Source organism: Psychrobacter sp. SCQQ22 (assembly GCF_015864605.1).
Classification (GTDB): domain Bacteria; phylum Pseudomonadota; class Gammaproteobacteria; order Pseudomonadales; family Moraxellaceae; genus Psychrobacter; species Psychrobacter fozii.
Genome location: NZ_JADYWZ010000005.1, coordinates 182,990 through 206,288, shown reverse-complemented (window position 1 = coordinate 206,288; position 23,299 = coordinate 182,990). Strand labels below are relative to the sequence as shown.

The 23,299-nt window shown below is 39.6% G+C and carries 16 protein-coding genes; 9 read left to right on the top strand and 7 right to left on the bottom strand.

The window, feature by feature from the left end:
* Window positions 1-69: 69 nt before the first annotated feature.
* From I6E84_RS08750 to I6E84_RS08720, 7 genes are all read right to left on the bottom strand, one after another.
* On the bottom strand, window positions 70-849 hold the full coding sequence (locus I6E84_RS08750) for a 1,6-dihydroxycyclohexa-2,4-diene-1-carboxylate dehydrogenase (protein ID WP_197217505.1): 780 nt from the start codon (window positions 847-849) through the stop codon (window positions 70-72).
* A 49-nt stretch (window positions 850-898) separates the two neighbouring features.
* Window positions 899-1,924: a benzoate 1,2-dioxygenase electron transfer component BenC gene (benC, locus tag I6E84_RS08745; RefSeq protein ID WP_265090858.1), complete on the bottom strand. Its 1,026-nt coding sequence runs from the start codon at window positions 1,922-1,924 to the stop codon at window positions 899-901.
* 138 nt (window positions 1,925-2,062) lie between these two features.
* Window positions 2,063-2,569: a benzoate 1,2-dioxygenase small subunit gene (benB, locus tag I6E84_RS08740; protein WP_413775317.1), complete on the bottom strand. Its 507-nt coding sequence runs from the start codon at window positions 2,567-2,569 to the stop codon at window positions 2,063-2,065.
* Window positions 2,570-2,631: 62 nt separating this feature from the next.
* A complete protein-coding gene (gene benA, locus I6E84_RS08735) occupies window positions 2,632-4,011 on the bottom strand; it encodes a benzoate 1,2-dioxygenase large subunit (RefSeq protein ID WP_197217503.1) in 1,380 nt (459 codons plus the stop codon).
* Between the two features lie 131 nt (window positions 4,012-4,142).
* Complete coding sequence (gene catA / locus I6E84_RS08730) at window positions 4,143-5,066, bottom strand: catechol 1,2-dioxygenase (RefSeq protein ID WP_197217502.1); 924 nt, start codon at window positions 5,064-5,066, stop codon at window positions 4,143-4,145.
* A 213-nt stretch (window positions 5,067-5,279) separates the two neighbouring features.
* The gene (catC, locus tag I6E84_RS08725; protein ID WP_197217501.1) at window positions 5,280-5,570 is read right to left on the bottom strand and encodes a muconolactone Delta-isomerase; all 291 of its coding nucleotides are present in this window, start codon (window positions 5,568-5,570) and stop codon (window positions 5,280-5,282) included.
* An 89-nt stretch (window positions 5,571-5,659) separates the two neighbouring features.
* Entirely contained in the window at window positions 5,660-6,832 is a 1,173-nt protein-coding gene (locus I6E84_RS08720; protein ID WP_227681401.1) for a muconate/chloromuconate family cycloisomerase, read from the bottom strand.
* Between the two features lie 243 nt (window positions 6,833-7,075).
* Here I6E84_RS08720 and I6E84_RS08715 point away from each other — a divergent pair, with 243 nt between their 5' ends.
* The 9 genes from I6E84_RS08715 to I6E84_RS08675 all read left to right on the top strand — a co-directional run bounded on the left by I6E84_RS08715 (window position 7,076) and on the right by I6E84_RS08675 (window position 23,123).
* Window positions 7,076-7,993 (top strand): LysR family transcriptional regulator, encoded by a 918-nt coding sequence (locus I6E84_RS08715; RefSeq protein ID WP_197217500.1) that lies wholly within the window; start codon window positions 7,076-7,078, stop codon window positions 7,991-7,993.
* Between the two features lie 1,002 nt (window positions 7,994-8,995).
* Window positions 8,996-10,381, top strand: a complete 1,386-nt coding sequence (locus I6E84_RS08710; RefSeq protein ID WP_227681400.1) for a purine-cytosine permease family protein — start codon at window positions 8,996-8,998, stop codon at window positions 10,379-10,381.
* 118 nt (window positions 10,382-10,499) lie between these two features.
* Window positions 10,500-12,272 (top strand): hydantoinase B/oxoprolinase family protein, encoded by a 1,773-nt coding sequence (locus I6E84_RS08705; RefSeq protein ID WP_197217499.1) that lies wholly within the window; start codon window positions 10,500-10,502, stop codon window positions 12,270-12,272.
* 56 nt (window positions 12,273-12,328) lie between these two features.
* Window positions 12,329-14,407, top strand: a complete 2,079-nt coding sequence (locus I6E84_RS08700; protein WP_197217498.1) for a hydantoinase/oxoprolinase family protein — start codon at window positions 12,329-12,331, stop codon at window positions 14,405-14,407.
* Between the two features lie 149 nt (window positions 14,408-14,556).
* Entirely contained in the window at window positions 14,557-15,540 is a 984-nt protein-coding gene (locus I6E84_RS08695; protein ID WP_197217496.1) for an AraC family transcriptional regulator, read from the top strand.
* A gap of 807 nt (window positions 15,541-16,347) precedes the next feature.
* Window positions 16,348-20,289: an ATP-binding protein gene (locus I6E84_RS08690; RefSeq protein WP_197217494.1), complete on the top strand. Its 3,942-nt coding sequence runs from the start codon at window positions 16,348-16,350 to the stop codon at window positions 20,287-20,289.
* Window positions 20,286-20,900, top strand: a complete 615-nt coding sequence (locus I6E84_RS08685) for a hypothetical protein (RefSeq protein ID WP_197217492.1) — start codon at window positions 20,286-20,288, stop codon at window positions 20,898-20,900. Before I6E84_RS08690 ends, I6E84_RS08685 begins: the two co-directional genes overlap by 4 nt.
* On the top strand, window positions 20,897-22,207 hold the full coding sequence (locus I6E84_RS08680; RefSeq protein WP_197217490.1) for a hypothetical protein: 1,311 nt from the start codon (window positions 20,897-20,899) through the stop codon (window positions 22,205-22,207). Before I6E84_RS08685 ends, I6E84_RS08680 begins: the two co-directional genes overlap by 4 nt.
* A 1-nt stretch (window position 22,208) precedes the next feature.
* Entirely contained in the window at window positions 22,209-23,123 is a 915-nt protein-coding gene (locus I6E84_RS08675; protein WP_197217488.1) for a hypothetical protein, read from the top strand.
* Window positions 23,124-23,299 lie beyond the last annotated feature (176 nt).

Genomic DNA, 23,299 nt, shown 5'->3' with positions numbered 1-23,299 from the left:
TTGCAAATCAGCAGCGATTAGATAATTATCTGTTCAACGCTATGCTACTTAATAACCTGACGAGAGAGATTAGCCTGCGTCACCACCGCCTACAGGGATAGTGCTTCCAGTGATATAGGAAGATTCGTCAGAAGCCAAAAATGCGATGGCATTGACTTGTTCATCTATTGTGCCGTAACGTTTCACAAATGTGCTGTCGATGGTTTGATCAACGACTGCGTTCATCCAGCCTTTCTCTTCATCAGTTAAAGGCTTTGTATTACGTGGAATCTTTCTAGGCGGGGCTTCAGTACCACCCGTTGCCACTGCATTAACGCGAATTCCATCACTTGCATGTTCAAAAGCAAGTGATGCAGTCATGGCGTTTACACCGCCTTTTGCAGTTGAGTAGGGTATACGGTTGATACCACGCGTTGCGATGGAGGAAACATTAACGATAGTGCCAGATTGTTGTTTGATCATCGATGGCAATACTGCATGGCAACACCATAATGTTGGAAATAGTGAGCGACTAATTTCTTTTTCAATCTCTATCTCAGAGAAACTGATGAATGGTTTCATCCATATTGCACCGCCTACATTATTGACCAATATGTCAATACGACCGTAGGTATCAAGTGCTTTATCGATAACATCCTGTGCCCCTTGATAAGTCTCAAGATCAGCTTGAATGGTCGTCGCATGCCCGCCATTTGCAGTGATTTCTGCTAACACGTCTTCTACCAAAGGTGAGACGTCTGCCATGACTATCTTGCCACCCTCATTTGCTAAGCGTAATGCGACCCCACGACCGATACCTTGTGCGGCACCCGTTACGACACATACTTTATTATCAAAGCGCTTACTCATTGCTGTCTCCTAGAGAAAAGTATTCTATCGCTGTATTGTTTGAGCTATATTACTGCTCACTAGGTGTGAACTTTTCATAATAAAAATTGCTAGGTTTGAGGCTACTTGTATCTAACCAATTACTAACGGCATCGACCATCGCCAGAGGACCACACAGATAGACATCAACATCGCCATCATTTAGCCAATCAGCTTCAACATGGCTGGTTACATAGCCTTTGCGCTCATGGACGCTTTCCTCGCTTGCTACACAGGTATAATAGTCAAACCAATCGTGGTTTTTCTTCACTTCTTCCAGTTTTTCAATCTCTATCAAATCAGCATCATTAGTAACACCGTAGACCATCTTGACAGGATGATGAGCACCCGATATTTCTAAGCTTTTTAGCATCGATAAAAAGGGTGCGATACCTGTACCACCAGCTAAAAATACAGTAGGGCGTACGATAGGACGTAAATAGAAACTACCGAACGGTCCTTCAAAATCAATATCTTGACCTAGCTTGGCAACATCAGATAAAAAGGTACTCATCTTGCCATTTGGAATGTTACGGACGACAAATTCAGCCTGGTTGGTACTAGGCATTGAGCTAAAAGAGTAGGAACGTGTCTCATCAGAGTCAGGGATAGTAATGTTGACATACTGCCCAGGTAAAAATACTAAGGCATCTGGATTGCTCACTTCGACGCCGAAGTGAATGGTGGATTCTGACAATACATTTAGCTGCTGTAGCTTACCTTTGAACACAGACTTACTAACTTTGCAGGCTTCTGATGAGGTTGGCACTTTAATGACACAGTCGCTTTCAGGAATCATTTGACAGGTCAAGACGTAGCCATCATTAGCTTCGGTTTCGGTCAGCGCCTCTTCAATATACATATCAGGATGCATGTCATAGCTGCCCGACTCACAATGACAACGGCAGGTACCGCATGCGCCATCAAGACAGTCCACAGGGATATTATATTTTTGGCGATAAGCGGCTTCGGCGACGGTTTCATCATCTTCGCATTTGATAAATCCCGTGACACCATCTTCAAACTGTAAAGCTATGTTGTATTCCATGAGAAACATCCTTTTTCAATATATGGCTACTGACGAACATCACTATATTTTTGGTTGACTCGTTGATACTTCATAAATTACCAACAAGCTATTTTTAAATTTGATTATTTGTACTAGCTGGCAAGCATAAATAAAATCATGCGAACTCTAGACGTGATATACATCCATAATTTGATGTACGTAATCATCTTTTAATACGATGTATTTGTCCAAGATCTTTGGGCTAGCTTGATTCATGTCTATCTTGTATTTAGAGAACCCCCAATAAGTGTTGGTCTCATGATAACGATAAGACTTATTGATCCAGTTAAATCGGACGCTAACAATACCGTCATTATCTTCAAGTAATTCGATATTAGATAGGTTATGTGTGGTGCGAGTATCCGGAATGGTTGCAGAAGAACGCTCAGTCTCGATACGGAAAATTCGATCTTCAAGCCCGCGACGATCAGGGTAATAAATCAGAGATATTTCGCGTTGCGGGTTGCTTATTAGCTCGCCATCGTCATCCCAACTAGGCATCCAAAATGGACATTCTTCGTCATAACAAGCCAGCCATTCTTCCCATTTTTTTTCATCAAGTAATCGTGCTTCACGGTACAGAAACTGACGCACATCTTCGATATTAACCGTTGCATTTTTCATTAGCGATATCCTTTTATATTTGTTCGTCCTGCAATAACTAGCAAGTTACTGGTCTAAGTAGGTAGCTAATATTAGCCTGCGCCATGTAGCTGCTGTTCTTGCTCTAGGGCTTTTTTCATCTCTTCATGCCAATATCGATGTTGCACGGTATACAATCCTTCATCTTCAGTCTTAGCTCCGCTTAACAAAGGCTTCAGGTCGATGGCTTTTGCACCTTCGTCAGCGCCTTCTATCCAGTGCTCGGAACCACGACACATGTCGTTCCATTCGAGCTTAATGCCGTTATAGCCTTGCTGGCATGAGCGGAATTCTTCTAAGTCATCTGGTGTTGCCATACCAGTTACGTTAAAGAAGTCTTCGTACTGACGGATACGACGAGTACGTGCTTCATCGCTTTCGCCTTTCGGTGCGATACACCAGATAGTGACTTCAGTTTTATCAACGGCTATTGGACGCAGCATACGGATTTGCGAGCTAAACTGATCCATGATATAGACGTTTGGATATAAGCATAAGTTACGAGAGCGTCCAATCATCCAGTCGGCCATTGCTTCACCATACTGGGCAACATAGTCATTGCGATACGCAAAATTAGGACGATCTTGCGGGTTCTCCCATTGAGTCCAGAGTAGTAAATGACCGTTCTCAAAAGAATAGAATCCGCCACCTTGACGACCCCATTTGCCAGCATTCATGGCTTTGATGTTGTCTTCTTTTTTTGCTTCTTGCTCTTTGCGACGTGCTGTTGTCGCAGCATAGTTCCAATGGACAGCTGAAACATGGTAACCGTCCGCACCATTTTCAGCTTGTAGCTTCCAGTTACCATCAAAGGTATAGGTTGAGGTGCCGCGTAGTACTTCTAGGCCTTCTGGTGATTGATTGACAATCATGTCAAGAATTTTGGTTGAGCCGCCAAGCCAGTCTTCAATCGGTTCGACGTCATCTTTAAGACTAGCAAACAAGAAGCCTTTGTAATTGGCAAGTTTGACTTGCTTTAGGTCATGAGAGCCGTCTTTATTAAAAGCGTCAGGGTAACCTGCGCCACGTGGATCTTTAACTTTAAGTAGCTTGCCAGAGTTGTTATAAGTCCAACCATGGAAGGGGCAAGTATAAGTAGCTTTGTTACCTTTCTTATGACGGCATAATTGAGCGCCTCGATGAGAGCAGGCATTGATCATACAATGCAGTTCACCTTCTTTATTACGCGCAACGATGACCGGCTGACGGCCGATGTATGTTGTATAGTAGTCGTTGTTATCAGGGATTTGAGTCTCATGAGCCAGATAAACCCAATTGCTTTCAAAGATATGTTTCATTTCAAGCTCAAACAGCTCTTCATTGGTAAAGGCACTGCGATGTAGGCGATAAATCCCTTTTTCTGCATTTTCTTCTAAAAAATCATCGATAGCGATATCTGATCCTTCAGGTATTAGATTAATACGCTCGTTCATGGCTGTCTTCCTTGTAAATAACGGTGTTAAACGATGTTGGGGTATGACGATTGATACGCCAACTGTATGCATATCAAGCGAAAATCTATAATATTTAGTAGTTGCTAACAGTAGCTAGGGATATTCAACAACTAAGCTTGCGCACGACGGCGTTCAACTTCACTGCCTTGTACTGGCTTATCGATGTCTTTCACTAAGTGAAAGTCAAAGTCGATACTGGCATAAGACTTGTCCAGACCGTGCTCTTTTAACTTGTCAGCATCTTCTACCATATCTACTTTGGGGACTAATCCTTCACGACTAGCAAAGGCAAAGTCATCCCATAGGTACTCATCACCATCGATGTTAATTTGGGTCGTCAATTTTCGATGGCTGTCAGCACTCGCGAAGAAATGAATGTGTGCCGGACGATGACCATGACGTCCTAGCGCGCCCAATACCTTTTGCGTCATACCTTCTGGCGGTACTGAATAACCTAATGGTACGATACTGCGGAAAGCATAAAGTCCGTTTTCATCAGTGATAATGCTACGACGCAGGTTGAAGTGAGACTGAGACTCATCGAAGAAAGAGTAGTTTCCTAAGCTGTTGGCATGCCAGACTTCAACCTTGGCGTTTGGCAGTGGCTGGTCATCTTCGCCATAAACGCATCCTTGCATCAATAAAACGGTGCCATTCTCAATATCAGTGCCATCATCTAAACGCGCAAAGCCTTTTTCTTCTGGCGCACCAGCGACATATAGTGGGCCCTCGATGGTACGTACAGTGCCACCGTCAAGACCCGCCGCTTTTAAGTCTTCTTCGATCATTAAATCCATAAAGTGATCAAAACCAAGACCAGGGGAGAGTAATCCTGCCTCTTTGCCTAAATCTCCAATGAACTCAACCCCAGACCAGTATTCATCGGCCGTGATTTTCAAATCATTGATGGTTTGCATGAGGTCGGTTACGATACGTAAGACAATGGCTTGTATACGTGGGTTAACTTGTTCAGGAAAGTCAATTTTACCTTTGATGAACTGAGTGGCTAATGCTTCAATTTGGCTGCGTTCCATGTCTCTCTCCTTGTTGAGGACTATTTAAAAGGTAATTATATCGAGTACTCTTACTCAAACTTTATTCACTCATTGCTTATTTTTGGCAACAGGTTTCCGTTGATCTGGTATAGACCAATAATTGTTAAAAAATAGATTAAGGCGATTTTGGGGTGCTATTATTTGATTAACATCAAAGGTAATAATGAAATCTAGTAATAGCGTTATAAGGCACTAACTATCATCATCGCGAATAGAAGAAGGATGACGAAGTAGAGGGGTGACCTCGACTTTCATATAAGGGTAAAGTGGTAGCGACATCATAATGTCATGTAGTTCTTCATTACTTTCGACATCGAAAATACTAAAGTTAGAATACTCTCCCGCTAAGCGCCAAATATGACGCCACTTACCTTGTTCCTGAAATTTGTGTGATAGCACTTTTTCAGCTTGTTTAAGTTCACTGACCTTATCAGCATTCATATCTGTCGGTAACAATACATCCATTCTGACGTGATATAACATAATTATGTCCTTATATTTTATGGTTAGTCATATAGCTAATATTTGGTCTATATCAGCATTTATCTCATAGAGATTTTAGCAGAGCGCTATCAGACCCCAACGTGAGAGGCGCTTACGTAAGTTCCTAACGATATAGGATTTGAGGAAGATGAATTTGCTTGTCTGGCATAGTGATAGACTTTGTCATTATCTACTTCTATACCTAGACCAGCACCAGTTGGAATAGTTAAACCAAAATTTTGATAATCAAGTGGCTGAGCTAGGATATCCTCTGTTAATAGCAACGGGCCAAATAGCTCCGTGTCAAAGTTCAGACTAGGATAAGTAGAGAACACATGCGCTGATGCAGCAGTACCAATAGGTCCTTCTAGCATCGTCCCGCCATAAAGCTCGATACCCGCTAGATGTGCCATTTGTCCAATGAGACAGGCAGCCTTCAATCCGCCGGCTTGATTGATTTTTACAGCAAAAACATCGGCACAGTGATCCGCTGCCAATTGAAACGCATTAGATGGATCTTGCACGACTTCATCAGCCATAATAGCCACGTCGAAGTGTTCAGCTAAACGCTTTAGCGCTGATTTATTACGCATCGATACTGGTTGCTCGATTAAATCAACGCCGCCGTCCTGCAACAGACTAATACCTTTCATAGCTTCAAGCTCTGTCCATGCTTGATTAACATCAACGGTGATGCGGCAATCGGGTAAAGCTTGTTTAATAGCTAACACATGTGCAATATCATCAAGAATAGGGTTGCTGCCTATTTTTAGTTTAAAAATCCGATGTTTTCTTTGTTCAATCATTCGATGAGCTTCAGTGATGTCGGTATCAGTATTTCCGCTAGCGAGTGTCCATGCCACTTCAATACGATCACGGATGCGACCACCGATGAGCTCGCTGATAGGTAGGCTGAGTCTTTTGCCTTCGATGTCTAGTAGAGCAGTTTCAATCGCGCATTTTGCAAAACGATTGCTACTGATGTGGGTGTTCAATAGCTGCATTGCTTTTGCTGTGCTTGTAGGCTTCTCTTTCATCAAGAGAGGGGTGAAGTAAGTATCGATATTAGTTTTTATACTATGAGGGCTTTCTTCAGCATAACTTAAGCCACCAATCGTCGTTGCTTCGCCCCAACCTTCGTAGCCATCCTCGGTTTGGATATGTACCAGAACCAATACTTGTTCATTCATCACGGTACAAGCCAGTTTATGCGCTCGAATAGTAGGTATTGGTACTAGTAAAGTATTAATTGAACGAATCATATCTGTCCTTAGTATAAAATTTTGGCTTCCTTATGCTTAATAAGAACTATAGGTGTTAAATATCGACATGTCTAAGACCTATTTAGTCTTGTTTTAATACTTTTTAGGTATTTTGTTGAATGGTAGGTAGCATGTTATGTTCTTTAGGTATGGATATTCTGTATATGAAGTAGGTGATAGAAAAAGGGAAGAAACCAGAACGATTTAGGATGAAAGTAATAGAAAGTTAATCAAGGAAGAATAATGGAACTCAGGCATTTACGCTATTTCATAGCCGTGGCAGAAGAAAAAAGCTTTAACAAGGCAGCTGCTCGTTTGTATATTTCACAGCCACCACTTAGCCGGCAGATAAAACAATTAGAAGAAGAGATTGGCGTTACGCTTATCGATAGGGAGAACCGTCCCTTAAAACTCACTGAGGCTGGCGAGTTTTTCTATGATCATGCTATCCAGATTTTAAAAAAATCAGACGACCTGCGTACCATGACTATTCGTAAAGGAAATTTCGATAATTCGCTTTCGATAGGCTTTGTGTCGTCTATATTGTATGGCATATTACCGAGAGTAATATCACGTTTTAGAGAAGTCCATCCGAATATCGAGGTTAAATTGTATGAGCTAAACTCCTGGCAACAAACGCAAGCATTGACAGAAGGTAAGATAGATGTAGGTTTTGGTAGGTTGTTGTTTGAAGATGCTTCTATTAGGCGAATGGTGCTTAGAGAGGAAGATTTAGTAGTTGCTGTTCCTATAGAACATCCCTTATCAAAAGAAAAATGCAAAAGTTTGAGCCTTATTGATTTAACAAATGAAAATCTTTTACTCTATCCAACAGCACCGAGGCCAAGTTTTATCGATTATGTATTAGAATTATTTGAAACCCGTAATTTGAAAGCGAACTACTTTATGGAAGTGCGTGAGTTACATATTGCCTTAGGGTTGGTAGCAGCAGGTGAAGGGCTGACTATCGTACCAAAGACACTTGAGCATTTACGTCATCAAGAGATAACCTATATACCATTTGAAGAGGGGATACTAACTTCGCCAATTGTGATGAGTGTCAGGCATTTCGATAAGTCTGAATTGTTGGAAACGCTATTAGATGTTACTTATCAAATTTATGACGAAGAAGGCTTCATTTATAAGCGTGAGAAGATTTGAACATATCTCAAATTTCAATTATAGTTAAACCCCAATATTAAGTACATCATCTAAAAAAAAGGCTGCTAACACTATGCATAATATAGTGTTAGCAGCCTTTTTTACTTCTATAAAAATCAGTTATACCTTATATAGTTTTATATTTCTATGACTGCAGTAGTGAAGTAGTTTGCATCTGACAAATTTTAAGCCAGTCTACAAAATAAACTTTCTTTATTGTTAGGTTCACTTAAAGTGGCTCTAATTCCAAGCAATATACTCTCTCTGCCTCTAGTTATCTTGACCCAAAGGTATCTTATTAAATAAGCCGCTTCTCAATATTATCAGCTAAATATTTTCTATGGTGATAAGTTAATGGGGCAATCGGTAATATTCAAAAGATGGCTAAAGTATCATATTGATGTTTATTGGTAGAGTTAACTATCACTTGGGTGGGCGGCCGAGCTCCGCCTGGGCGGAAAAAGCTACAGCTTGTCCTGATAGTCTATTTGGCTTGCTTAAGCTCTTTATTAACGTGTTAAGGCTCCTTAACACGTTAATAAAGAGCTTTGCTGCTTCAAGCAGTATGGGAACATCGCGTTATATAATATCAAGGGCATAGCTCTCTGCTTTCATTGTCATATTTTCTCACAATGTTGAGCTTCTTATAATCCTAGAGCGATTCATCTATCTTCTAATTTATTATTTATTCAACTTACAATCTATACCGGAGCATTAGCTTCAGTCAACATACTGCACCTCTAGTCAAAAATACTGCATCTCCAGTCATTTTATTTTTCGAAGTATTCTCTATAGTTAAGTAGCTACCATAATTTTGAGAAGGTTTATATCACGAATTTCTCAAGTCAAGCGTGGCTACACTAAAATCTTTTATAGGGCATAAATGTTCTAGTGCGATTGTCAGCATAAATAAGTAAAAACATTCATATAATTTATTAAATATCATTAATAGATACTCATGACGGTACATTAGAACCAAAAAACCATCGTAAGGAGAGTGATATGGCAGGTGTAATGCAAACAAGAAATAGAGGGGACAATAATTCCGATAAGCTCTCTGACCCTAATCAAGAGTTAATATCTTTAGAAAATCGAGCATCCAAAGGTTCTCTAACAATGGCATGGTGGGGCGTATGTAGTGCCATGTTTTATCTGGTGATAGGTATTGCAATGGCTGAAAACTACGGTACAAAAAACGCCATTATTGGACTCTTAGTTAGCTGTGTATCCTTTGGTATCATTAACGGTATTATTTCTCGCTACGCTATTCGAACAGGTATGTCCGTAGCATTGTTTTCTCGGGTATTGTTTGGTCATAAAGGCGCTGCATTGGCAACGCTAATATTTTTCGCTACTGCTATGTACTATGCGGTATTTGAAGGATCTGTCATCGCAGTTACTTTTCATCAGACCTATCCTTCTTTGCCTTATTGGCTAGCAGCTCTAATAGTGGTGGCATATAGTGTGCCTATGATTATGGGAAGCGTGCAGAGTTGGTTAGATAAGTTAAATGGCATACTTTTACCATTTTACTTAATTGGATTGATTGGTGCGGTAGTGATGGCAACTAGTGAGTATGGTTATAGTAATGTATGGCTGACTCTAGGTCCTGAAAAGGCTCTACCTTATGGTTGGTGGAATGTCGCAGTATATTATATGGGAGTATGGGTTTTAATGATGTATACCTTTGATTATGCACGTTATGGTAAGACAGAAGATAGTAAATATTTATCATGGTTCAGTTTTGGTATAACTTTTTACTTGGTAGCATTCTTCTTGAGCGGGTTAGCAGGTATTTACTTAGTTAGCACTATTCCATTGGAAGGTGAGCTGTCGGAGGTGTCTATCACTTTAGGATTAGTTAAATTGATGGGAGTATTTGGGTTAATTTTTGTTGTCATTACCCAAACTCGTATCAATACTGCTAACTACTTGTTAGCAACGACCAATTTACAAGCATTTATCAAAGATACTATCAATTTAAAGGTACCAAAATTTGTAGGTGCCTTATTGATTGGAATTTTTATTTTTATACTTATGTTACTAGATGTATTCAATTATTTATTACAGGCTTTGGCTTATCAAGGCGTATTTGTAGTTGCTTGGGTTGCTATTGCTCTGACTCATATTCTGTATCCTAAACGAGAAGAAGTGTTTGGCGCAGTTCCGATTATTGACCCGCAATATTTGCCAGCATTTGACAAATCAGGATTAGTTGCTTGGATAGTAGCATCAATAGTTGGAATCGTACTAATGAACATGGGTGGTAGCTGGGTCAATTGGTATGCGACCTTAACCTTTATTACGGCTACTGTGCTCTACGCTATATTGATGCCCAAAAATCAACAATCGGTTTCGCAATTTGAACCACAAAAATCAACTGTCTAAATTTTGGGGATAAATAAGTACGCTAACAGTCAAATACTGTGCATGCTGAGTACATTTATTTTCTATCACCATTGATATAGTAAATTCAGTATGATAACAAGATTATAAGGAATGAATCATGAATCAAGCTAAAAGTACCTCGACCAAAGCCCTCGATCCTATTACCTTATCTGTTGTTCGTGGCGCGTTGGAAACAGCGCAACGCGAGATGACTCTTACCTTAGAAAAAACAGCGCGCTCTAGTGTGTTTAATCTAGCTCACGATTATAGTAATGCGCTTTTTGATCATCTACCTGAGATGATATTGCAAGGTCAAGATATTCCTATTCATTTAGGCTCATTGATGCCAGCCATGAAAGCGGTGGCAGAGTTTTATGGTGACGATATCCATGAAGGAGATATTATTTATCATAATGATCCAGTCGTTATGGGTAGTCATATCTTAGATTGCTGTATGTATAAACCAGTATTTTATGAAGGTGAGCTTGTATTTTGGACTGTATGTAAAGGACATGTTACAGATATTGGTGGCCCTGTTCCTGCTGGATACAACCCAGATGCTAAGGAAATTTATGCTGAAGGATTACGTATTCCACCTATCAAGATATGGGAAAAAGGCGTTAGACGTAACGACGTTATTAACCTGATTCATAGTAATATGCGATCACGTCGTAATCAAGAAGGTGATTTGAATGCCCAATACGGTGCTTGCGCTGTTGGTGAGCGTAATATGATTGCATTGCTAGATAAGTATGGTGTAGAAACGGTTCGTGCAGCTATTAAAGAGCTAAAAAATATGGCTGATAAGCATATGCGCTCACTCATCGAATCGCTTAATGATGGTGAGTATCACGGTGAGGCCGTTTTAGAAGATTCAGGTCACGGTCTTGGCGATTTGACTATCAGTGCTGATATCATTATCAAAGGAAGCGATGTACACATCAAGATAGAAAGCCCACCACAAGTACCTTATTTTATTAACTCTTATGCTGGTAACTCGATGTCAGGTGTCCTACTTGGCCTCATGATGTTTGCTCAAGTAGACCCTCCCTATAATGAAGGTTTGTATCGTTGCGTAACAGTAGATTTAGGTGAGCATGGAACACTATGTAATGCTAAGGAGCCTGCACCTCATGTGAACTGTACCACCACGCCGATGGAGACCTTAACAGATGCAGTGCGTAAAGCGCTCGAAGATGCTGCACCCGAGCGTGTTACGGCATCGTGGGGACATTCATCGGGGGTCAACATCGCTGGTATCGATCCGAAAACTGGCGAGCAATATGTCACTATGGTATTGGCATCAATTATTTCAGGCGCAGGAGCCACTCAGCAAATGGATGGTTGGCATGCCTGCGGTCCTTTATGTTGCTTCGGTGCTTTAAGCTCAGGTGATATTGAATTGTTAGAGTATCAATATCCTATCGTCATTCATAAGTACGGATTGGCAGAAGATAGTGGGGGTGCTGGGCGACTGCGAGGCGGTTGCGGCACAGTTTGGGAGGTTGAGCCACTAGATCACACCATGACTGTAGTTGCCTTTGGTGAAGGACGTCATATCCCGACTATGGGCGCAGGCGGTGCTGAGCAAATTTCACCAGAGCTTAAGTTAGGTAAGCTAGAAGTATTCCGTGAAGGTGGCAAGACTGATTTACATCTCCATAATACCGTGATTGAAATAAAGGCTGGAGAACGCGCACGTAATACTAATCCTGGTGGCGGTGGTTTCGGTAGCTCTTTTGAGCGTGAACCAAAAGCGGTGCTACGTGACGTCATTGAAGGCATTGTCTCTATAAATGCTGCTGCCAAAGAGTATGGTGTTGTTATCGATCGCGATACTTTACAACTAGATGAAAAAGCTACTAAAGCTTTGCGTGCAGAAGCAGCATAGTTAGTACAGGGATGTATTGACTCTACATATAATATAAAGAAGTTTAAGGATGACTTATGAGTTATGAATTTCGTTTAGGCGTAGATGCTGGTGGTACCTTTACAGATTTTGTGCTGGCTGAAAAAGGCGGAGACATACATCTGTTTAAAGCCCCTTCTACCCCAGAAGATGGTACTAAAGCGATTGCTAATGGACTGCAACAGATTTCAGAAAAGTTCAATCGCCCAATTACAGAAATTATTCAAGCCTGCGACTTATGTATTAACGGTACTACTGTTGCTCTGAATGCTCTGATTCAAATGAAAGGCGTAAAAGTAGGATTGCTTTGCACTAAAGGACATGAAGATAGTATCGAGATTCGTCTGGGTCATAAAGAAGAAGGCCACCGCTATGATGCGAGCTATCCTCCGGCACCGCAGATAGCACCGCGAGATCTACGTTTTCCTATTCGCGGGCGGATACTTGCCGATGGGACAGAGCGTGAAGAGCTCAATGAGGACGATATCTTAGCAGCTATAGAAGAGCTGAAACGCCAAAATATCAAGAGTGTAGCCATCTCTTTTGTGTGGTCAATACGCGACACCAAGCATGAACAACGCGCAAAAGAGCTGGTACAACAGCACATGCCAGATGCGTTTGTATGCTGCGGTAGTGAGGTATATCCACAAATTAAGGAATATACGCGCACCTCAACCACCCTCGTTAACGCTTATTTAAGTCCAGTTATGTCGTCTTATGTCTATAAGATTGATGATTACTTCAAACAACTGGGCGCCGATCAACCAGTACGTTACTTCCAATCTAATGGTGGTCTTGCATTAGGTGAGATTATGAAAGAGCGTGCGGTTAATGCGATTAACTCAGGACCTGCCTCCGCTCCACAAGCTGGGTTGTATATTGCTGAACCATTCGGTATCAATAACGTAATTACTGTCGATATGGGTGGTACTTCGTTTGATATTACTTTAGCAAAAGATGGCAAAACTAGCCTTAATCGTGATATCGATTTTCTACGGAACCGTATTGGCGTACCTATGATTCACGTCGAAACCTTAGGTGCAGGCGGCGGCTCTATAGGCCATATTAATACCTTTGGCATGCTAGAAGTAGGACCGCAAAGTGCAGGTGCAACCCCAGGTCCTGCCTGCTACGGTAAAGGTGGTACGCTACCAACGGTCACCGATGCAAACTTAGTGCTAGGATACTTGCGCTCTGGTGCGGTATTAGGTGGTATTGTCACCCTAGATGGAGATAAAGCAAAAGTTGCTATTGAAAAGCATATTGCTAAACCGTTAGGTATTGATTTGCCTCATGCTGCTTATGGCATTAGTACTATTGTCAATCAAAACATGGCCAATGGTATTCGCCGTATCACTATCGAAAAAGGCTATGACCCTCGTGATTTTGCTTTAGTCTGTGCGGGCGGTGCCGCTGGTATGCATGTCATCTCGTTAGCAGAAGAGATGGGAATCAATACGATATTAGTGCCTAAGATAGCTTCTTGTCTGTGTGCTTTTGGCCAAATTATCTCTGATGTCAAATATTCATACTTAGCGACTCAAATTATGATTATGTCCGCAGACGCCAATCTCGAAGCTTTGAATGCCACGCTTACAAGGCTTGAAAAAGAAGGTATTCAAAAACTCAAGGAAGATGGGTTTAGCGATGACGGCATACAGATCGAACGTGCTATGGAGATGCGCTATGTTGGACAGGTGCATGAATGTAATGTAATCGTGCCAAACGGCAATATAGATAGTAATGCTGCCGCAGATATTCTACAAGCTTTCCACAAGCGTCATAAGGAGCTTTATACTTATGATGAGCAAGATAGTGCTGTAGAGCTTGTTAATGTAGAAGTTTCAATCATTGGTAAAGTCACCAAACCTGAGCTACCTACGCTAGGTGCACAAAGTGGGTCTGTAGAAAGCGCCAAAGTTGATGAGCGCCAAATGATACATGATCATACTTATCAGTGGATTCAAACGCCTATTTATGACGGTAATAAATTGGGTGCAGGGGCAGTCATCACTGGCCCAGCTCTGATTGAAGAGCCAACCACAACTATTGTGATTAAACCCAACTGGCAAGCTGATTTACACCAGTTTGGAACATATAAGTTGAGTAAAATTTAGTAATATGGATATAATGCTATTAACCTCATAAACCTTTCTCCTTTTTGGAGAAGGGTATTTGTCTGTTCTATTTGGATGAATTTGAAAAATAAGTGGAGAAAGTACGAAGAGCTATAAATTTATTATCTAGCGTTTAAGGATGAATGCGAATGGAACATAGTCAAAGTATAAGTAAGAAATACACTGATGATAATCATGGGTTCCGACAGCAAAACAAACTTCTACTTAGTGCAGATGGCTGGCAGAACGCAATCAGCGATACTTACTTTGATCTAAAAGTTCAAGTGAAAAGGCCTAACCAGTTCACTGGACACCTTCAACAAGCCGACTTAGCTCAAATGGGTATCTCAAGCTATGTTGCTGATTCCGTCCATTACCAGCGTAGCGGTCAAGACTTGTCTAAAGCTAATGATAGTATTTTACTCACGTTTCCACTTAATGGTTCAGTGTGCTTTCAACAACAGAAGCGGCAACTGACTTGTCATCCGGGTCAGTTTTTTATCGAACTGTCTCACCAACCTTATCAGTTTTACCACTCCGAAACCGTAAAGCTACAAGTTTTAAAGGTGCCTGTCGCCCAACTAGAAAACCATCAGCGTTTATTAGAGAGGTATTTTGCCCAGTCTATTACTACTGAAAAAGGCTCTGGCAGACTACTTAATCATCAAATAAGTCATGCGCTACATTTAGCCACTAATTTTGAACTATCATCTATAGAATCACAATTGCTAGAGCAACAACTACTAGATTTAATCATACATACTCTGCATCGGCCCACAATATCTTTAGCAGACAGCCAGATTTCAACGATAAAAGCAGCCCATTTACAACGTATTGAAGACTTTATACATTTTAATTTGGCCAACTTTCAGATTTCTCCTAAGCTAGTCTCACAGTCTTGTCATATATCTGAACGCTATATACATCTCTTGTTTAAGGAAATGCCTTACTCGTTTTCAGAATGGCTCAAACTGACTAGACTGCTAGCTGCTAATAAGCTATTAACCAAAACTAATTATAGATCTGTGGCCGAAGTTGCCTATCAAGTCGGTTTTACCGATCAAAGTTACTTTTCACGTATCTACAAACAACACTTCGGCTTCCCGCCTAAAGATACGCCTATCAAACCTTAAATTTGACCTTTTTACCTAGGGTGTGTCATCAAACCCTGATATTAACAGCATTATCTAAGAAAATGAAACCTCATACCTAAGCCCTACATGCTGTATAAATATTAGCATGTAGGGCTTTTTTGACCTATCGAAATAAAGTTGATTTATTAGATATATAGATATTATTAACAATATAATATTGAAGGGTCTATCATTTAATAAGTTATATTTTAAATTGATATTTACTCTATTCTAGTTGATTGATGTCTCCGACATTAATCTTAATTTCGCAACTCCATCTATATGTAGTCGTCAGCTAAATTTAGATAACCTATGAAATTTTAAAGAATCGTTAAATGGTAGGCCATGAGCTGGAATTAGCAAAGTACTTCTTTGCTCGAGTGCAAGACAGCAGGATATGGTTTTAGTAGCTTGCAGTTTCAGCACATGCTTTTTTAATATCATCACACTCTGTTACTGCTTTATCAAATGTACTAAGTTCTTAGTCACAGTGCTTATAATTGTACTTCTTTAATTTTCGACTAATTAGTCCTATTAGCTTTATAACCTTAATAGTTTAGGAACGAGCCAGCCAGTTAGGCTGCTTAGTACTTTGAGATATTGACTGTATGATGTATTAAAACTTTGAGTTTGATAGATTTCAAATAAATAAACCTCTAGCTTATAAAGAACATTACTGTACCTATGGCAAAATAATCGTCATAAGTCTATTATTGAGTACATAGTATTTATACAATTTTATATCTAAAAAAGACAAGTTAAATAACATCAAAACTTTAATAAGTGAAAGACATAGAGGATTTCCCTTTGAATACTTTTTCTCAATCAGCATCTAGTCATAACGTTCTCTCAGATAATACACAAGTTAATCAATATGTGCCTATTACCCAGTCAAACACACAAGGGCAATCACCTAATCGATTACTCCGTGTAGCATTGATTAATAGCTATCTAAAAGGTCAAGCTCATCTATTAAATGTTGATAACAATTGTATTTTAACAGGGCATAACTCCGCTGGTAAAACGACTCTAATGGGAGCTATTGCTCCATTTTATGGCGTACCTTTGAGTGCTATTGCCAGAAAGTCTGAAGTGAATAAAAGCTTTATTGAGTTTTATCTACCTTATGATAATAGCTATATCGTTTATGAATATGTACGAGATGGTCAATCACGTTGTGTCATCTTAAGCAGTCAGGATAAAAAGCAGATATTTAACTTTATCAATGGTAGTTATAAAGATGATTGGTTTATCGGTAAAAGAAATGATGAGCTTTACTTTAAAGGAAGCGTGGAGGTCATGCGTGCTATTAAGTCGCAAGGACTACAGGTATCAAGTAATATCAGTCAGTTAGAGTATGAAGCGATTATTAGCAACTGCCCAATGAAACGCTTAAAAATAACATCTACGCAAGCTCGTAGAACCATTTCGAAATACCGTCCTGATTATGCCCTTACGTCAGATCCACACGCCACGTTTTTTGGTTTTTCTCCTATTGTTAGTAATGTTTTTCAAACTCAGCTGGAATTTGATGATATATGTGCTTTTTTAGTAGAAGCTATGAAAACGCAGGACATGCTAAGTAGTGATGAGCTGAAGTTAGATGCGGTTAATATTGATACCGCCAAATGGGTACGGCAACGCGAAACGTGGCAACAAATAGAGGCGCTTAAACCAAAATTTGAGACATTAACCCAATCTCTAAGTGACAATATTGCTCATCAACAGCAGCTTGCTGACATAAGACATAAAGCTTCGATCTTACTGTCCAAGATTGGTAATGAAATCATTGATAAAAGTGAAGAAAATAAAGCGCTTGATAATCAATATAGTAATGTGGAAAGAGAAGCCAGTGATAAAGAAACTATGTGGTATTCGGCTAAAGGTAAACTAGACGCGAATATTAAGCTAACGGCAAATGAGGTAGTGAATCTTGAAAATAAAAAAGAGGCGTTTGAACAAGGAGCTCAAGATAAGTATAAATATGAGCCTATGTTTAAGTTAAAAGAGCGGGTTGCGAAAATAGATAGTTTACAATCGCAAAAGAGCAATAAACAACAGACCCTGAAAATCTATCAACAGCAATTAAAAGAAGCAGAAGCAAACTTAGATAAAATTCAAGCCATATTTAAAGATGAAGTCCGCAACCTTGAAAAAACACACGATGAGGCAGTCAATAGAATCGATAAAGCCAAGGGCGTGACTGATTTTGAATTCAGTGAAAAACAACGAAGCATAGAAAATAGATTGTCTAAGGAGAAGCAACGTTTGCAGTCGCAATTTCGGATACAAAGTGAAAACTTCAAAACTGAGATTAGCCGAATTGGAATAGAGATAGCGACTAAGCAAAGTGAGGCCAGTAATCTATCATTTAGTCAGTCCTCAAAAAACGCTATTGATAACAACCTTAGCGAAATAGCCAGCTTACGTCTTGTGCTAAAAGAAAATCAGACAAAGTTGAAGAAGGGACAAGAAGAAAAAGTTAATCTAAGAGATGAGATAGATAGCCAGCTAAATCAACAACGTCGCATTAATGACACAATTAACAAGCATCAGGATAGTAAGACACATTTAGAGTCTTTAGTACAAGGTGATACCTTGTTTAGCTTTTTGATCCAAAGTGAAGCAAATGACAAGCTGTATCATGCCGTTAATCAAATACGTAAAACGATGAACCCTGCATTGTTAAACCGAGCGGATTTAACACCTGATTGGTTGGCAGGTGGCGAAGGGTATAGCGTAGTTGATACTGGTCATGAGGGTTTGTACGGTTTAAGCCTGCATACTAATGCTATCCCAACCCCAGATATCCGTACTCACGCTGACATTGCTCAAGAAATACTAAATCATGAGCAACAGGTAGAATCAAGCAATGCTGAGTTGGCTGAACTTGAGAATACACTCAATAAACTGGATAAACGCAAAAGACAAAACAGCCAAGAATTCACTCAATTACAGCTTACTGAGCAAAAAATAGAAAATGAGATTGAAGCTTTAGAGGATCATGGGCGCTATCTACATATTCAAGCAGAAGAGGATAGGCAAAAGCGTATATCAGAGATGCAAAATCAAATAAAAATGTTAGCTGATCAGCTAACTAATCTCAATATAAAACTGGACGCTCTAGACTTAGAAGAGCAAAATCAGTTGAGTGCATTAGATGAGACTCATACGATTAATAGTGATAAATTAAACCAAGAAAAGCAAGCGCGTTTAGATGATTTAAAAACTCAATTAGATAAGGCTAAAGACGAGCATAAAACTCTCTTAGCTGAAGTGACAGAACGTAAAAATCAGGCAGTCGAAAACGAAGGCTATGACCCTAGTATTATAAATAGCATAAATACTGATATTGAGTTTTTAGACTCGGAGCTTTTAACTGCTGAACGAGCAAAGCGTCGCATTGATGATTACAAGGTATTTCTTGAAAAGGAATATACAGAGTTAGGAGGGCTTGAAAGCAAGAAAAATGAGCTGGAGAAAAGCCTAATTGCACAGCAACACCTTCATGAGAAATATGCTGCGGAGACCAGGCAATTACTAAGTGAGTTACAAGCAAAGATAACTAAGACTGCCGAAAGACTGAATGTGTTAGCAACGGATAAAACCAATCTAACTTCGCACCTTAAAAAACTAGAGTTGACGTTAAACTCTGCTTTAATCGATGTGAATACTAATTTATCACATGCTAATTCACCTGAAGCAGAAAGTCGCTTACTTGAAGAAGATTTCCATTTGCAAACAGAGCGCATTTTACGCAGTATGCAAAGTAATATAGAGCGGGCAGACACCACCACAAAGCAAGGGGTCAAGCTGGTTGATACCATCAAAAAACCATTTAACGACAATGAGTCGATGTTTCAAGCATTATTGTCTCAATCTGACATCATAAGTAGAACGACAGAAACCAACTGGTTTTTACAGTCCAGATTTTTTATGGACTATATGAACAACGAACACGAAAGTAAAAAAGAGATGATCGTTGGGCATTATATTGTAGAAGCTGAAAAAATAAATAATTTCAAATATGACTTAGATAACGCCGATAGTAACTTAAATAAGTTTACTCGAAATATTAATAAGAACTGCTCCGATATTTGTGACAACTTAAATGCCTTAGCAATCGAAGAGTTTAAGATGAGTATCAGTTCAAGCATAAAAGATAACGAGTGGTATAAAGTGCTCGATGATTTTTCTGAAGCATATGATAATTGGCGTGGCTCTGAGCGCATTCATCAACCTATGCCAAGTGAGTATTTACTTGCCAGCCTAGATAAGGTGCAGCACTTTATTGGGCAGAATAAATTGAATGTCAAATTTGCCCAACAGTTCTCAATGGATCTGATGGTCAAGCAACATGGGCAAGCGCCAAGAACTGCAACGAAAACCAATTCATTTAAAGCGTTGTCATCTAACGGTACCATGCGTATAGCTCAACTTATTATTTACTTGTCTTTACTATCTATGATTTCAACGGCTACTAATACTGAGCTCAAGTTATTTATTGATGAAATCGGTGTGCTTGATCCACAAAATACTCAAGAGCTATTAGAACTGCTTAGGAGCCAGAAAGTCTCTGCTATGTGCGCCGCGCCTCAAGTTGTTGACGATGCGGTTATCCCTTTGTTCACCAATAATATTGCCTGTAGTCGTGATAAAAGTAATACCTATAGACTGTCCCAAACCGATGACTTATCCTCACTAACTCAAGAAGCCATTATGGAAGCTCACGGAGTCTTTGACTTATGATTGAGATGACGATTGCTAGAAAATTCTTACAAAACAAGTTTATTTGTCTCATTACGGATGAAGAGGGTTATCACTGGTTAAAAACGCCTGATAACTTTGAGCGTATGACAGCTATTTTAGAACCATTAGGTATGAGGTTAACTACCTTTAGCGAAGGTGACGTCTTTGCTGGCATCAACGTTGCTGTAGATGAGACGGATAAAAAAAGAGTTGTCAAAGAATTTGAAGATATTCATTACAATATTTATCCCATCATCAATATATTGACAGCGCTGGCTAGTGCTGATGAAGATGGCGACACCCTATATATGGGAAAAATAATAAAGCAGGATAAGTTGGTAATTACTGTTAACGACAATCAAGAGTTTGCAACACGCTTAAAAAAATTGGCAGAGTTTACCAATAGTGTTAATAAACCCAACGATGAGCAAGTGGGAGCGTTACTTAATAAACTACAAAAAGACGAACTTCTTTACTTGGTTAATCCTGAGAAAAAGGTATACCGAGTAACGGGAAAGATGGAGTATATTAATCGTATTATTGAGTTTATCAATGAGAATTACTTAGAAAAGGAGAGTGAAACACACACTCAACAGGGACTTGATCTATGAGCCGTGGTGGACAATTAACCGAGGAAAAAATTCGTGATTTAGGCCGAGCGACCGAAAGCCGCGCCGACTTGTTATTACAAGCTTATCTGTCTGAGTTATCTATTGAGGACAGTCAATCAACCAAGCATTATCGAACGCTACGTGATTGCGGTGTCATCCAAGAAGGGCTAGATACCATAACGCTTAGTAAAGAGATGAGACGCATCTTCGATATCATGGCAAAAAAATCCCATCGTTTGCACGTAATGCCTGATATAGAAGAGTGGAAACGCAATATAGAGCATTATAGTAAACTTGCACTAAATGCATCATACGAGGTTGATGAGGCGAGTAATGAGCAAGGTTTTTTAGATACTATCGAAGATTATAGTTATGAATTGGCTGATGCGCTTATCCAAGAGATGGCGAGCATCGAGTTCACGATTAATTCAGAATTAAACAACACGTTTAACCTGAAATCAAAACGCATCATACTAGACACACTCACACAAAAAATAAAGTCACAAATCGAAAAAGTACAAAGCCTTAGCCGAGAAGAGTTGCATAAATGCCATGCCGGTAACTACAAAGTTTCTATGATACTAGACAACCTTCTTTTTGGTACTATCGATCAATGTATTAAAGAGTTAACGATTAGTCTAGATAAAACCGTCATTCTCATTGATAAGTTAAAGAAAGAACAAACACGTCAAAACGAGATGTTATGGCGACTTCATCGGCATATCCGTAACGGCCAATATAATCCTAAAGATGTGGTATTAAGTTTTGATGACTTGGTAGCTCATAACTTAGCCTTCGGTGGCATGGCAGTTGAGAGTCATCTAACCAATGTGGACGTGGAGGAAGAGAAGTTTCTACTGCTCGGCTTGCTTGATAAGATGTTACCACCTAAACGCGCACTCAAAGATAGTGTGGCTAATCATTATTATGATCCCTTATTACACGTCAATAATGACAGTACGAGTAAGCTACTACTAAGTGAAGAACAACGCTGGGCATATGACTTTATGAAGTATAACAATACGGATGACATAAATAAGAACCTTTCTGCCAGACAATTTTGGGAGCGGTTTGAAGTCAATCGTATTATCAAATTCAAATCGTTTTTAGCATTAGTTATGCATATTTGTAAAAGCAATTTTAGGGACGATACCATCGTGCACACCAAAGATGGTTATCAGTGGAAACTGTACCTTAAGACCACAACACCATCGGAGCTTTGTAACACCATACGTATTTTTGATGCGCGCTATATAAGATATAAAGTAGTAGATAACGAACCTAGTTTGGACAAGGTATGGAGGTGATATGGAGCCAAGACTTGTTAATAAGTTAGCTCAAAAAAGAACATTGAAAACCTTACGTGAGGGTTTGCTCAAACGCACGAAGGTATTCGCGTACCGTAATGAAGACAATGTTTTTTATATGTTGTGTCAGCATGATAAAACGATTGGATATTCAGCAGGCAAAAAAATATACTTGTCTGATATGGGTTGGCAAAGCATTATTAATTTAGTAAAAGCTGGAACGGGCGTTAACCTTATTTCAGATGATATTGACGCTTTATCCCAAAAAGGACGATTAGAAAATAGTACCATAATGGCTGATGAGAAAATATTGAGTAGATCGCCAACGCAAGGGTTTATTTTATGTCGCTTATTGGGTAGGGCAGAGATGTTAAGTCAGACAACTGACCACTTCGCTAATCAATCAACACCATTACAGTCTTATTTGGGTGTGCATATAAATCATATTATAAATTGGGACGTAGATATAGTCCTAGTGATTGAAAACTTTGCGTCTTTTACTGAGTTTACTGAAAGTCATTTAAGTTCAATAGAGGGTATAAGTGACAATGGAATGGTATTGCTTATCTACAGAGGGCACGATGATAAAAACATCTATAGTGTCGCAACAGAGATAGCAAGCTTGACCTGCCCTAAGTATATCTTTGCTGATTATGATTTAGCAGGCCTGCAACTTGCGGAAGTTATCGCTGAACGTATTGAAGCAGCAGGGTATATCTTGCCCAAAGGTGCTATGCACAATCAGAGCTTAGTAAAGCTAAATAAAATAGCAGAGCGTGAAAAACAGTCTGCTACTACTATCAAAGATTCAGTATTACAGCCATATATGAATGATATGAAAACTAGGTTTTTGGCGGTTACTCAAGAGGCTTTGATGGCGCACGAGGTGAAGCTTGAGATTGTGAGTAGAGAATAATTGACTCTTTAAGAACAGCATAAGTTTAAACAGTCTACCTAACTAATCCATCTAAAGCTCTCATAGCCTTGAGTCACTAAGGGTACGGAGTTACTTAAACTCTAAGCTGATAGCTCTAAGAGCTCTATGGCGAAATATTTATGATATTTACATCTCCATAATTTAGGGGGATTTCT